This window comes from Rhodococcus sp. 05-2256-B1 (assembly GCF_002258465.1).
Taxonomy (GTDB): Bacteria; Actinomycetota; Actinomycetes; order Mycobacteriales; family Mycobacteriaceae; genus Rhodococcoides; species Rhodococcoides fascians.
This window is the reverse complement of the sequence record NZ_NOZA01000027.1, coordinates 98,681-112,326: the sequence shown is the minus strand read 5'-3', so window position 1 is coordinate 112,326 and position 13,646 is coordinate 98,681. Positions and strand designations below refer to the sequence as shown.

12 protein-coding genes are annotated in these 13,646 nt (G+C 65.9%); 9 read left to right on the top strand and 3 right to left on the bottom strand.

The window, feature by feature from the left end:
- Positions 1 to 15: 15 nt before the first annotated feature.
- From CH285_RS15990 to CH285_RS15980, 3 genes are read right to left on the bottom strand one after another with little or no spacing between them, the layout of a single operon-like run.
- On the bottom strand, positions 16 to 840 hold the full coding sequence (locus tag CH285_RS15990) for a carotenoid biosynthesis protein (protein WP_032368106.1): 825 nt from the start codon (positions 838 to 840) through the stop codon (positions 16 to 18).
- Entirely contained in the window at positions 837 to 2,444 is a 1,608-nt protein-coding gene (locus CH285_RS15985) for a phytoene desaturase family protein (protein ID WP_027497356.1), read from the bottom strand. The genes CH285_RS15990 and CH285_RS15985 overlap by 4 nt, the downstream gene beginning before the upstream one ends.
- 4 nt (positions 2,445 to 2,448) lie before the next feature.
- Entirely contained in the window at positions 2,449 to 3,066 is a 618-nt protein-coding gene (locus CH285_RS15980) for a GNAT family N-acetyltransferase (RefSeq protein WP_094644271.1), read from the bottom strand.
- 202 nt (positions 3,067 to 3,268) lie between these two features.
- On the opposite strand from CH285_RS15980, the gene CH285_RS15975 reads away from it, so the two are divergent.
- The 9 genes from CH285_RS15975 to mraY all read left to right on the top strand — a co-directional run bounded on the left by CH285_RS15975 (position 3,269) and on the right by mraY (position 13,646).
- Complete coding sequence (locus tag CH285_RS15975; protein ID WP_230074380.1) at positions 3,269 to 3,718, top strand: SAV_6107 family HEPN domain-containing protein; 450 nt, start codon at positions 3,269 to 3,271, stop codon at positions 3,716 to 3,718.
- A 238-nt stretch (positions 3,719 to 3,956) separates the two neighbouring features.
- Positions 3,957 to 4,391, top strand: coding sequence for a DUF3040 domain-containing protein (locus CH285_RS15970; RefSeq protein ID WP_027497353.1), 435 nt, complete (start codon positions 3,957 to 3,959; stop codon positions 4,389 to 4,391).
- A 555-nt stretch (positions 4,392 to 4,946) separates the two neighbouring features.
- Entirely contained in the window at positions 4,947 to 5,378 is a 432-nt protein-coding gene (mraZ, locus tag CH285_RS15965; protein ID WP_027497352.1) for a division/cell wall cluster transcriptional repressor MraZ, read from the top strand.
- Between the two features lie 219 nt (positions 5,379 to 5,597).
- Positions 5,598 to 6,638, top strand: coding sequence for a 16S rRNA (cytosine(1402)-N(4))-methyltransferase RsmH (gene rsmH, locus CH285_RS15960; protein WP_027497351.1), 1,041 nt, complete (start codon positions 5,598 to 5,600; stop codon positions 6,636 to 6,638).
- Positions 6,635 to 7,417 carry a hypothetical protein gene (locus CH285_RS15955; protein ID WP_230074472.1) on the top strand — a complete coding sequence of 261 codons (783 nt, stop codon included), beginning with the start codon at positions 6,635 to 6,637 and terminating at the stop codon, positions 7,415 to 7,417. The genes rsmH and CH285_RS15955 overlap by 4 nt, the downstream gene beginning before the upstream one ends.
- Positions 7,414 to 9,285 (top strand): peptidoglycan D,D-transpeptidase FtsI family protein, encoded by a 1,872-nt coding sequence (locus CH285_RS15950; protein WP_032368105.1) that lies wholly within the window; start codon positions 7,414 to 7,416, stop codon positions 9,283 to 9,285. Before CH285_RS15955 ends, CH285_RS15950 begins: the two co-directional genes overlap by 4 nt.
- Before the next feature lie 157 nt (positions 9,286 to 9,442).
- On the top strand, positions 9,443 to 11,044 hold the full coding sequence (locus CH285_RS15945; protein WP_032382923.1) for a UDP-N-acetylmuramoyl-L-alanyl-D-glutamate--2,6-diaminopimelate ligase: 1,602 nt from the start codon (positions 9,443 to 9,445) through the stop codon (positions 11,042 to 11,044).
- The gene (locus tag CH285_RS15940; RefSeq protein WP_032382815.1) at positions 11,041 to 12,564 is read left to right on the top strand and encodes a UDP-N-acetylmuramoyl-tripeptide--D-alanyl-D-alanine ligase; all 1,524 of its coding nucleotides are present in this window, start codon (positions 11,041 to 11,043) and stop codon (positions 12,562 to 12,564) included. The genes CH285_RS15945 and CH285_RS15940 overlap by 4 nt, the downstream gene beginning before the upstream one ends.
- On the top strand, positions 12,561 to 13,646 hold the full coding sequence (mraY, locus tag CH285_RS15935; protein WP_027497347.1) for a phospho-N-acetylmuramoyl-pentapeptide-transferase: 1,086 nt from the start codon (positions 12,561 to 12,563) through the stop codon (positions 13,644 to 13,646). Before CH285_RS15940 ends, mraY begins: the two co-directional genes overlap by 4 nt.

Here is a 13,646-nt window from a genome sequence, read left to right as displayed (position 1 = left end):
GGCGTCGCGTCGGTGTCAGTCGGCAGGGGTTGCCATCGGTGCGTGTCGGCTACGTAGAGATCCGCGACGACGTGCGATCCACAGCAACGGGATTCCGACACTACCCATGACGACGAATCCGTAGACGGCCGAGAATCGTAGTTCGGGGCCGTCGAGGAACACCGCGTGCGCGAGCGCCGAACCCAGCCACGTCCACAGGAACAGCCCGAGGGGAACGACGTCGTCGGACGCGCGCGGGGCCACCACGCGGTTCACCGCTTCCATGACTGCGGCCATCAATGTCGCCACCAACAGCCAACCCGCGTAGTTGGTCAACGGGATCGACGACACACCCGGCAGTCCGACGGCACCGGACGTCCAGGTCCACTGGCCGTCGGTGACCATCTGAGGATCGAGATACAGGTCCCAGCCCACCATCCCGACGGCGACTGCGGCGATTCGGAATGCAGACGCTCGGAGCCGTGTCGCACCGAGATGGCCGACGATGAACGTGACCGCGCACCAGATCGGATAGAACCCCGCCGTCCAGGCGAGTGGAACCACCACGGGGACCTCGAACAGGCTGGGGCCGAGTCGATTCTGCGCGTAGAAGTACTCGCCGAAGGGAAACCCGGTGGCCGTGCCGACGAGCTCGGACACGAATCCCGTTCCTGCAGTCAGGATCACGAGAGCCGCCGCCCACAGCTTTCCGCGGTACAGCACGGCGTGCGCGATCGACGCCAGCGCGAGTAGCGCGACCACCGCGATGGTCACCGCGTCCCGCGTCGAACCCGATACGAGCGGATAGCAGATCTGGGCGGCGACGGCACCGATCGCGAAGACCGTCGGGGCAATCTTCATGCTCGTCTCCTGCTGAAGAATGCGCGACGACGCCCCGCGCGTGCGTCCGCGAGTGCGATTCTCGCCGCCGAACGGCCGCTGGCCGCTGTGACGCCGCCTCCCGGGTGAGTCGACGCGCCGGTGAGATAGAGACCGTCTGCTCCGGGAACGCGGTGGCCGGCCAGTTGGGGATGAGGACGCCACATCATCATCTGGTCCAGTGACATGTCCAGGTGCATGATGTTGCCTCCGATCAGTCCGAGTTCCTGCTCGATGTCCGGCGGCGACTGTACGTACCGATCGAGGACCGACGCGGCGAATCCAGGGGCGTAGCGATCGAGCTCGGCGACGATTCGATCACCCTCGACCTCGGCCAAAGAACGTTGCCCCGGTACGTTCGAGCGCCACCGGCGGCCATCGGCGAGAGTGTGCGGATGCCACTGCGACCACAGGGAGATCTGATGCTGACCCGGCGGCGCGATCGTCGGATCGAGGGCGCTGAACGACATGCCGAGAACAGCGGGTTTCGGCGGCAGCTCCCCGGCGAGAGCGTGCCCGTGAGCCAACCGCAATTGCGCGCGGTCGCGGACGAGCAGCGCGAGACCGTGGGTACCGTCCTCGATGCAGTCGGCGCTCGGGTACTGCGGCAGCGCGTCGGTGGCCAACCGAACCGCGGTACCGATCCCCGGACCCACCCGAATGGTGGAGCGCCACCGGGCCAGCTGCGCCGCGTCGTGTCCGCCCTCCGCCAGCAGGTCGAGCGTGGTCAGGATGTGACACCCGGCCACGACGATCGTGCTGTCGATCTCCCGTCCCGACGCGGTCCTCGTCGTCCAGCCATGCGCGCGACGCGTCAGCGATACGGCGGCATCGCCGAGCGTCAGCGCTGCCCCGTCCCGGTGCAGCCGGGCGATCATCGCCTCGGTCAGTGCGCCGCTACCGCCGACGGCGCGGCCCGGTGGGAGCGTGTGCATCAGAGCCGCGAACCCGACCATCGGGGCGGTGCCGGGCTCGGACATCGGCGGGCCGGACTGCGCTCCGAACCATGCCAGCGCAGCCTTGAGTCGCTCGCTCGTGAACATTTCGTCCAGCAGGGAATCGCCGGTGGCAAGAAACTCGCGCGAGAGCGCGCTGCCGCCGTCGGGCGCACCGAGTCCCCAGAAGGATCGGAGCAGTTTGGACCCGGTGGGCGGCCCACCGAATGCGCGCATGGTGCGTTCGCTGCGCGGACCCCACACCGAGACGAAGGAACGGTAGGCGCGCGCATCGGCGGGCCCGCAGGCGGCAGCGATGGACTCGCACGTTCGATCGAGGCTGCGATGGAAGACGATGGCGCGTTCGGCGGTGTCGACGTCGCCCGGGGCGAATGCCCACGGATCGCAGTCGATGTAGCGCAGCCCGAACTCCTCGAGTCCGAGCTCTTCGACGATCCCGGTGTGCCTGATCATGATGTGCGCGGACGAGCCGCGGTCGACTCGATGGCCGGGGAAGCGCTCCACCGTCGACACCGCACCGCCCGCGACGGTGTCGCGTTCGACGATCTCCACCGACATTCCGGCATCGGTCAGGTAGCAGGCAGAAGTCAGGGCATTGTGGCCGGAGCCCACCACCACAGCATCGATCACACCTTCAGGCTACGGGCCCGTCGAGCGGCAACCGGCGGCCCAGCACCGCGAAGGGGCGCCGGTCGCCGGCGAACGTGAAGTGCCGCAGTACGTCCTCGAAGCCGAGCCGTCGATACAACCGCCAGGCGCGGTTGTCCTCCTGCGCGACCTCGGGTGTGGACAACATCACAGAGTGCGCTCGAACACCGTCGAGCAGCCTGCGACAGAGACGCCCGCCGAGTCCGTGTCCTTGCGCGCTCGGTAGTACGTGCAATTCGGTCAGTTCGAAGTAGTCGTCGAGGGTGGCGTCGACGTGCTGTGTCGAGTGTCCGGCGCGGCGCAATCCGTCGCGGACCTGCTGATGCCACCACTGATGGTGCGCGCCGTGATACCCGTACGCAACGGCGACCAGCGTGTCCGGCTGCGTCTTGTCGGGATTGGGCACCATGGCTCCCACCGCTCGCCAGCCCGGCCGGTGCAGATGCTCCGTCCACATCGGTGCGCGGCTGTGCTCGGTTCCGCGGGGATATCCCATGGCCTCGACGTAGATCGCCAGAGCTTCGAACAAGCGCCGACGGAATTCCTGGGGCGTCAGATCGACCACGTAGGGGGTTGTCTGCGCATCGGTGACGACGGTTCTCACCCTTTCTTCGGCAACTTGTCGGTGGGCACAGCTATATTGAATGTGTCGAACGGGTGTTCGATGATCGGGGCCGAGCGCGCCGGTGGATCACCTCGACGAACGAGGCGGATTCTCCCGGAGTTCGACTGTAAGGCTTCATCACGGTTCCAGGCGTGTCGGTAGCGCGCCCGGAGATTCGAACTGGAGGTGTTCGAGTATGACGATGACGAAGACATTCGATGTCGGCGTGCGGTCGCCGGTGTCGCGTCAGGCGCAGGTCCTGCTCGGTCGAGCCGATGCGTTGCTGTCCGAATCCATCGGTGAGCGCGATGCGGGGGACCGCTTCCTCGGAAGCTACATCGCCGCACTCAAGGGTGCTGCCGCAGTCCTGGCATCGCTGCCCAATTCGATCGGCTCGCGGCCACGTTCACGCAACGCCTGGGTTCTGATGGCGAAGGCTGCGCCGGATCTGGCGATCTGGTCCGAGTACTTCTCGTCCTTCTCCGCAACCCGCGCGGCAGTCGAGGCGGGTGCCTCGTCCGCTGTCGGAGACGTCGACGCCGACGACTTCTATCGACACGTCAGTCGTTTTCTGAACGCGGTCGAGGACCGGTTGGGCGGTCAGTCGAGGTTCCAGCCCGTCGATCCGATGGCGGCACCGCTGTCCGCATAGCCCGCCGCGTCGATTCCTCGAGTTCGAACGGACGTGAACGGCCACGTCACACGGTGTTCGACAAGTGTTTCCGAGACGTCCGTCTCGAAAACTTGGTCGTTTCTCAGGAACACATAGTGCGAGTAGGTGGTAAGCGGCCGATTCAGCTCGTATCATCGTCAGTAGGTAGCCGCCAAGGTCAGCTTCCCGTCGCTTCTGAACCGAAACGACTCTCATTATCTGTGCAGGGGGAGGTACCGTGCCACTCTCCGAGCACGAGCAGCGCATGCTCGATCAAATCGAGAGCGCTCTCTACGCCGAGGATCCCAAATTCGCGTCCCATGTGAGGGGCGGTCGCGTTCGCGCGGCGTCGAGCAAGAGGCGTTTTCAGGCTGCCGCGTTGTTCGTCGTGGGACTCGTGTTGCTCGTCGCCGGTGTAGCACTGTCGACGAACAGTCTGGGTTTTCTCGTCGTCAGCCTCATCGGCTTTCTCTTCATGTTCGGTGCCGGGGCACTGTTCTTGTTCGGCGGCTCCAAGAAGGGAGCTGCCGCGACCGGCGAAGAAGGTAGCGCAAGCGACCGAGCCGGCACGCAAGGTCGTAGTGCTCAGCCGAAATCGAGTGGTGGCCGCAAGGGCGGCAGCTTCACCTCTCGAATGGAAGACCGTTTTCGTAAGCGGTTCGATCAGGAGTGATATGACTCCGCCGTCCGGATCTCCCTGGGCCTGACGGTCACCCACCACAACTTCACCGATTCGACAGCAGCACCTCACCCTCGGGTGAGGTGCTGCTGTCGTTCCACGGCTCTTCGATACGGCGAGCATTCCGTAGCCCCTGTCGCGCGGCGTACTCGATCAAGTGCGCCCCAGCGACGACGCGGGGCGATCGTTCCCGTGCGGTGGTTCCGGGGTGGTGGTTCCCGGGTGGTGGTTCCGGGGCGAACTCCCCACTTCCCCCCACAGCCGCCATTGTCCCCACTTCACCCCACCCAGTCCCCACTTTCAGGGTCCAGCTGCGCTTGTCAGGCGGGTTGTCGCACAAAGTGCCTGCTCGCGACGCCGCGCGCCCCGGGGGATTGCGTCGGCCAGATCAGGGCCGACGTCGAACGCGGCAACCTGAACGGGCAATCTTCTTGCGTCTGAGCTGCGGATATGTGGTTGTCCACAAAGTTTTCGGGCTGTGAATGGTTCGAAGTGGGGGAGAGTGGGGTAAAGTGGTCCGCAGCGGAGAGTCGAGGCTGGAGGTGGCGAGTGTTTCTCGGTACCTACACGCCGAAGCTCGACGACAAGGGTCGACTCACGTTGCCGGCCAAGTTTCGGGACGCGCTTGCGGGAGGTGTCATGGTGAGCAAGGGGCAGGATTTCAGCCTTGCTGTCTACACCGCGGCAGACTTCGCAGAGCGTTCTCGAAAGTTGACGGCGGCCTCTCGTGCCAACCCCAAAGCCCGTGCCTATGTGCGCCAGTTCTTTTCGGGAACCGACGAACAGCGGCCGGACGGACAGGGCCGTATCACCATCAGTCCCGAGCACCGTCGGTATGCGGGACTCGAACGCAACTGCGTGGTGATCGGATCGATGGACTTCATCGAGATCTGGAACGACGAAGCCTGGGCCCGCTACTCCGCCGAGAACGAGCAGGATTTCTCCGACGCGTTCGACGAATCCCTCGGAGGGATCTTGTAGACCACCGAGGCCGGCTGCGAGTGCAGCGAGGCCTCTGCCCGATCAGAACCCTGACGTTCTTCCCCAACGCCAGGTTTCGCAGATCAGGACCCTGACGTTCTTCCCCAACGCCAGGTTCCCTATCGGACAGGGACCTCGAAGCATTCGCACCGGCCGCAATGGACGACCCGCAGGGCCCGGACCCGGGCGAGAAGTACGTATACGCAACCGGGAGGGACCATGACGGAGGGAGCCGGGCCGGACGAGAACGACGCGTCCGCCGACCGCACTCACCGTCGCTCCGGCGGCCCGATCCACGTCCCCGTTCGACTCGAGCGTGCCGACGAGCTTCTCGGGCCCGCAGTGGAATCGGCGGACGACCCCGACACGACTCGGGTCATGATCGACGCCACGCTCGGACTCGGCGGTCACGCCGAACACTTTCTACGGAAGTATCCCGGTCTGCACCTCATCGGACTCGATCGCGATCCTGACGCGCTCGACAAGGCGGGTGCCAGACTGGCCCCGTTCTCGGATCGAACGACTCTGGTGCACACCACATACGAGGGCATTGCCGCCGCCCTAGACGAGGCCGGACTTCCCGCGACCTATTCCGTTCACGCCATCCTGTTCGACCTCGGAGTGTCGTCGATGCAGCTGGACGAGTCGGACCGCGGCTTCGCGTATTCCGTCGATGCACCGCTGGACATGCGGATGAATCCGACGCAGGGCATCACGGCAGCCGACGTGCTCAATACGTACTCGCACGGCGATATCGCTCGCGTGCTCAGCACCTACGGAGAAGAGCGGTTCGCAGGCAAGATCGCGTCCGCAATTCTGCGGCGACGTGAGCACACGCCGTTCACGACGAGCGGCCCGTTGGTCGAATTGCTGTATGCCGCAATACCGGCCGCGACTCGCCGCACCGGTGGGCATCCGGCAAAGCGAACTTTCCAGGCGCTGCGTATCGAGGTCAACGGGGAGCTCGATTCGCTCAAAGCCGCGGTGCCGGCCGGACTCGACGCCTTGGCCGTCGGCGGCCGCGTCGTCTTCATGTCGTATCAGTCGCTCGAAGATCGAGTTGTCAAGCAGGAGTTGGCCCCTCGGATCAAGTCTCGAAGTCCCGAGGGGTTGCCGGTCGAACTTCCCGGGATGGGTCCGGAATTTCGGCTGTTGACCAGAGGTGCGGAACGCGCCTCGGACGAGGAAATCGAAGTCAACCCACGCTCGGCCCCGGTGAGGTTGCGCGCCGCCGAACGGATTGCAAGGAGAGCGGAATGACGGTTCCAGGCACAACTGTTGGAACACAACGCAATCGGGTTCCGGCTACTCGACCCGAGCGGGCCGGCCGCGGTGGTCGGTCCGGAGCCGCATTGCGCGCCTACGAGCGCAGGCAGCAGCGTGCCTCGATACATACGTCGGATTCTGCTCGCGGTTCAGCGGCCTCACTTCGTCCGACGCTCAACGGCAGTGCCATTGCGGCTCGAATCCCGTTCGTAGCCTTGGTCATCGGTCTGCTTGCCCTCGGGCTCGGCTTGACGTTGTTGTTGACGACGCGCTCGGCGGGCGACTCCTACGACCTCAGTGCCGCCAAGGCCGTCAACGCCGAGCTCGCACAACAGCGTGCCTCCTTGCAGCGTGACGTCGAGCTCGCGGAATCTGCGCCCGAGCTCGCGCGCAAAGCCGCCGCGATCGGAATGGTCCCCGCCAAGAACCCCGCCCGCCTCGTCGTAGCCCCCGAGGGCGGTGTGCAGGTCGTCGGCACGCCCGCTCCCGCCGACGGTGCGCCGGTTGCACCCCTCGATCCGCCTCCCGCCACCGGCTCGGGGGAGGGCTCGGTTCCGAGTGCGTCGACACAGAATCCCGCACGACAGTCGGCGCAGTCGCAGACTCCGAGGAGTGCGTCGCAGCCCACCAGGCCGACGGGCGCAGGTGACACCCGTGCCGCCACGCCGAGTGCGCCCAATGGTGCCGGAACTGCCGCGCTTGCTGAACAATTGGTTCCCATGAGCACCCCCTCGGCTCCCGCCCCCGGCGAATCCTCCGGTGACGAGCAGTGACCAGGCCGTCGCCTGCGTCACGTCCCCGGCCCGCAGATCGAGCGCGGCCGGGACGAAAGCGTTTGGACTCGTCCACATTTCGTTTTCGGCACGGTACGGGCCGCATCTTGATGTACGTGGCTTTGGCGGTCGTCGCGGCACAGTTGCTCTGGATTCAAGGATTCGATGCGCCGACACTGTCGGCCGAGTCCGCCTCGCAGCGCACCACCACCCTCGTCGATCCGGCGATGCGCGGCTCGATCCTCGATCGCAACGGAAACCCGATCGCTTTCACCATGGAAGCGAAAGCGCTGACGTTCCAGCCGGTCCGGGTTCGTAGAGAACTCGACGAGGCACGCGCGAAGGATCCGACGAAGCCGGAAACCGACAAGTACCTCGACGACATCGCCGAGCGGATCCACAGCGATCTCGGTGACGTCGTCAGCAAGAAGGATCTGCTCGCGAAACTGAAGAGCAACGACGAATTCACCTATCTGGCACGGGGTGTGGACGCCACCGTGGCGTCGAACATCAGCAAGGAATTCAAGCAGGTCGGGCTCGAACGTCAGGACATCCGCGAGTACCCGGGTGGCTCGCTCGCCGCGAACATCGTCGGGGCCACCGGGTGGGACGGACACGGCCTGCTCGGGCTCGAGGATTCGCTCGACGCCACGCTCGCCGGTACCGACGGATCGCAGACCTACGATCGCGGTTCCGACGGGGCCGTCATTCCCGGCAGCTGGCGCGACAAGCAGCCCGCGGTCAACGGCTCGAACGTGGAACTGACCATCGACGCGGACCTGCAGTACTACGTACAGCAGCAGGTGCAGCTGGCGAAAGATCTGTCCGGGGCCAAGAATGCGTCTGCCTACGTTCAGGATTCGCACACCGGCGAAGTGCTGGCCATGTCGAACGACAACACCTTCAACCCCGGAATCGGCGTCGGAAACAACGAACGGACCAAGGAGATGGGCAATCTGCCCGTCACGACGCCGTTCGAGCCCGGTTCGGTCAACAAGATCATCACTGCTGCAGCCGCTATCGAGTACGGGCTCACCACACCCGACGAGGTGCTGCAGGTACCGGGCAACATCTTCATGTCCGGTGTCTCGGTCCGGGACGCCTGGGAACACGGAGTTGCGCCGTACACCTCCACCGGAGTGTTCGGTAAGTCCTCCAACGTGGGGACTCTGATGCTGGCTCAACGTGTCGGCGAGGATCGGTATGCCGACATGCTGAACAAGTTCGGCCTGGGCCAGCGCAGCGACGTCGGCCTCCCCAACGAGAGCGCAGGCAGCGTGCCCAGCCGCGATCAGTGGTCGGGCGGTACCTTCGCCAACCTGCCGATCGGGCAGGGTCTGTCGATGACGCTCCTGCAGATGACCGGGATGTACCAGGCGATCGCCAACGACGGTGTGCGCATCCCGCCGCGGATCGTCGCGGCAACGGTGGACGCCAACGGCGAACGAACCGAGACGCCGCGACCCGACGGGGTGTACGTGGTCAGTCCCGATACGGCGAAGACGGTCCGCAACATGTTCCGGTCGGTCACCCAGGACGACACTGGAAATCAGCGCGGTACCGGAGTCGCCGCAGGTGTCGAGGGCTACCAGATCAGTGGTAAGACCGGCACGGCCCAGCAGGTCGATCCCGAGTGCAAGTGCTACTCGAACTCGAAGTACTGGATCACGTTCGCGGGTATCGCTCCGGCAGACGATCCTCGCTACGTGATCGGGATCATGCTGGACGCGCCGTCCCGCAGCGCCGACGGCTCGGGAGGGCAGTCGGCCGCACCGCTGTTCCACAACATCGCCAGCTGGCTGTTGCAGCGCGACAGTGTTCCGATGTCCGCAGACCCGGGCCCCAAGTTGGTTCTTCAGGCCGACTGAGGCCCGAATCTTCCAGTCTGGGAATCGGGGCGGCAGCATGCCGATCACGGTCGCCGGTAATCTGACACATCGGCTCGAGGCGTGTTCGTCGATCAGCCACCGCAGCGTGTTCGAGCTGACGCAGTGTGCGGTGGAAGTACAGAGGAAGGGAGCAGGAGTGACTGTGTCATCGGATTCACAACCCGCTCCGGGGTCTCGGCCGGCGAATCCGCCGCACACCGACGTATCCGACGTGGCGTCCGCTGTCGGTGCAACGATCGAGTGGGGACACCTCGACGGAGTGCAGGTCACCGGAATCGATCTGCGAGCGCAGTCCGTTCGTCCCGGCGATCTCTTCGCCGCGCTACCCGGATCCGCTCGGCACGGAGCCGAGTTCACCGCCGACGCGATCGAGCGGGGTGCAGCGGCGGTCTTCACCGACCCATCCGGTGCCGACATCGTCCGCGGCGTCCTCGCCACCGCCGATCGCCATGTTCCTGTCCTCGTGCACGACCGACCACGCCAGGTGCTCGGAACCGTGTCCGCCCTCGTGTACGGCAATCCGTCGTCGAAGATGACGGTCGTCGGAATCACCGGCACGTCGGGCAAGACGACGACCGCGTACCTCGTGGAGGCCGGCCTGACAACCGCCGGCCGCCGCTGCGGACTGATCGGCACGATCGAGACCCGCGTAGTGGGCCAGCACGTACCGAGCGCTCTCACCACCCCCGAGGCTCCGCAGTTGCATGCGCTCTTCGCCGTCATGGTCGAGGCCGGAGTCGACACCGTGGTGATGGAAGTGTCCTCCCATGCGTTGTCCCTCGGCCGAGTCGACGGCACCGACTTCGCGGTCGGCGCGTTCACCAACCTGTCCCAGGATCATCTCGACTTCCACGACTCGCTCGAGGACTACTTTCTGGCCAAGAGCCGGCTGTTCGGGGTCGATTCGCCGGTACGGGCAGACACAGCGGTCGTGTGCGTCGACGATGCCTGGGGAGTGCGGATGGCCGATATCGCCCGGTCGGCCGGATCCACGGTCGTCACGGTGTCCACCGGTGCCGACTCGCAGTGGACCGTCTCCGAGTGGGCCAAGCACGACGACGGAACGCAGTCGTTCACCGTTGCCGTTCCGAACGGAACGTCGTTGCCGGTGTCGGTGCGTCTGCCGGGTCGCTACAACGTCGCCAACGCCGTGCTCGCGCTCGCGACCTGCGAAGCGGCAGGCGTGGATGCCGCGACGGCGGCGCCCGGAATCGCGACCGTCGACGTGCCCGGTCGAGTGCAACGAATCGATCGTGGCCAGGACTTCCTCGCGGTGGTCGACTACGCCCACAAGCCCGCTGCGGTCGAAGCGGTGCTGGCGACTCTGCGAGAGTCGTCCCGTGGACGTATCGCCGTCGTGTTGGGTGCCGGCGGGGATCGAGACACCGCCAAGCGCCCTCTGATGGGTGCGGCCGGAGCGCGCGGTGCCGATCTGCTCGTGGTGACCGACGACAATCCGCGCAGTGAGGATCCGGCCGCGATACGGCATGCCGTCGAAGACGGTGCACTGTCGGTGCCCGACGACGCTCGTGGCGAAGTACGAAATGTCGAAGGCCGCGCAGCGGCGATAGAACAAGCCGTGGCGTGGGCACGTGAGGGGGACGTTGTGTTGATCGCAGGTAAAGGACACGAGACGGGCCAGGAGGTGGCGGGGGTGAAGTATCCGTTCGACGACCGAGTGGTACTCGCATCGGCCATCGACGCACGACTGGTCACCACGAGCGCAGGCGCACGGTGATACCGCTCTCGATCGCTCGCATCGCCGAGATCGTCGGCGGCGAACTGCACGACGTGGCGGACCCGACGGTGCTGGTCGCCGGGCCGGTGGAGTTCGACTCACGCAAGGTCACACCCGGCAGTGTCTTTCTCGCCCTGCCCGGTGCCAAGGTGGACGGCCACGAGCACGCGGCCGACGCCGTGGCCGCAGGCGCTTCTGTCGTTCTCGCGGCGCGTCCGGTGGGCGTCCCGGCTGTCGTCGTTCGGCCGGCGCCGCACGCGAGCCGTGCGATGGCACTCGAACACGACCCGGAGGGGGCCGGCGCTGCGGTGCTGACCGCGCTCGGTGCATTGGCCCGGGAATCGGTGCTCGAACTGACCGCGCACCACGACCTGACCGTGGTGGGCGTGACGGGGTCGTCGGGCAAGACGTCGACGAAGGATCTCATCTCGGCTGTGCTGCGTCCGCTCGGATCCGTGGTGGCCCCACCCGGATCGTTCAACAACGAACTCGGGCATCCATGGACTGCTCTGCGGGCCGACTCCGATACCGACTTCCTCGCCCTCGAGCTGTCCGCCCGGGGAATCGGCCACATCGCCGAACTCGCCAGGCTCGCGCCGCCCCGGATCGGGGTGGTTCTCAATGTCGGAACCGCGCACCTGGGCGAGTTCGGTTCACGTGCCGCCATCGCGCTGGCCAAGGGCGAACTGGTCGAGGCATTGCCCGCTGCTGCGGACGGCGGCGTGGCGATCCTCAACATCGACGATCGTCTGGTCGCCGAGATGGCGACACGCACGAAGGCGGCCGTCGTCACCGTCGGACTCAACGCGGACGCCGACGTCCGGGCTGTCGACGTCGTGGTCGACACCGATGCGCGGGCGTCGTTCACGCTCGTGTGTGCGGCAGGCTCGGCGCACATCACCCTGGCGGTGCACGGTGAACATCAGGTGGGCAACGCCCTGGCTGCCGCGGCCGTCGCGCTCGAGTGCGGGGCCGGCGTGGCCCAGGTTGCCGAAGCGCTCTCGACCGCGGTACCCACCTCGATCCGCCGGATGGATGTACGCACCCGCGCGGACGGCGTCACCGTCATCAACGACTCGTACAACGCGAATCCCGATTCGATGCGGGCCGCCCTCAAGGCGCTGGTGTCGATGTCGCGGCGTGATGACGGGCCGAAGCGGCGCAGTTGGGCGGTGCTGGGGGAGATGGGCGAGCTCGGCGGCGAATCGGTGGTGGAGCACGATGCGATCGGTCGGCTCGCCGTCCGCCTGGACGTCGATCGGTTGATCATCGTCGATTCGGGTCGGCCCACGCGTGCGCTGCATCAGGGCGCCGTCATGGAAGGGTCCTGGGGCGAGGAATCGATGCTCGTACCCGACCGCGAGACCGCCATCGCCGTGCTCGAGGACGAGGTTCGCGCCGGCGACATCGTTCTGGTCAAGGCCTCGCAGTCGGGCGCGATGTGGACCGTTGCCGACGCCCTGTTGGCCGAACCGTCGGCCGACGCCCTGTTGGCCGAACCGTCGGAGGGCGAGCAGTGAGACAGATCCTGTTCGCCGGAGGGATCGCACTTGCAGTCGCAATTCTGCTGACTCCCGTGCTCATCAAGACCTTCTCGAAACAGGGCTTCGGCCAGGAGATCCGGGTCGAGGGCCCGGCGAGCCATCAGTCCAAGCGCGGTACTCCCACCATGGGCGGCGTGGCGATCCTGGTCGGGATCTGGGCCGGCTACTTGGGCTCGCACCTGATCGGCATCGGATACGACGCCGAGGGGCCGTCGGCCTCGGCTCTACTCGTACTCGGCCTGACCACCGTGCTCGGCCTCGTCGGCTTTCTCGACGACTTCATCAAGATTCGTAAACAGCGCAACCTCGGTCTGAACGCCACCGGCAAATACGTCGGCCAGATCACCGCGGCGGTGCTGTTCGCCATCCTGGTCCTGCAGTTTCGCAGTGACGACGGATTGACTCCGGGCAGCACTCAACTGTCGTATGTGCGCGACATCGCAACGTGGTCGATGTCGGCTGCTGTCTTCGTGTTCTTCGTCTGTCTGCTGGTGATCGCGTGGTCCAACTCGGTCAATCTCACCGACGGCCTCGACGGCCTGGCGGCCGGGTCCATGACATTGGTCCTCGGGGCGTACACCGTCATCACCTTCTGGCAGTACCGGCAGGCGTGTGCAGGACCGGCCGGTCCTGCGCCGGGTTGCTACGACGTACGCGACCCTCTCGACCTGGCCCTGGTGTGCGCGTCGGCGGCCGGTGCCTGCATCGGTTTCCTGTGGTGGAACGCCGCGCCCGCCAAGATCTTCATGGGCGATACCGGATCCCTCGCTCTGGGCGGCCTGATCGCAGGACTGTCCGTGGTCACCAAGACCGAACTGATCATGGTGGTCATCGGCGCGTTGTTCGTCGCCGAAGCAGCGTCGGTCGTCATCCAGGTTGCAGTGTTCCGGTCGAGTCGGCGACGCGTGTTCCGAATGGCCCCGTTCCATCACCACTTCGAGTTGGCCGGTTGGGCCGAGACGACGGTCATCATCAGGTTCTGGTTGCTCGCCGCGATTGCCTCGGCCGTCGGCTTGGCACTGTTCTACAGCGAATACCTCGCGGCTGTGGGCGGTTAG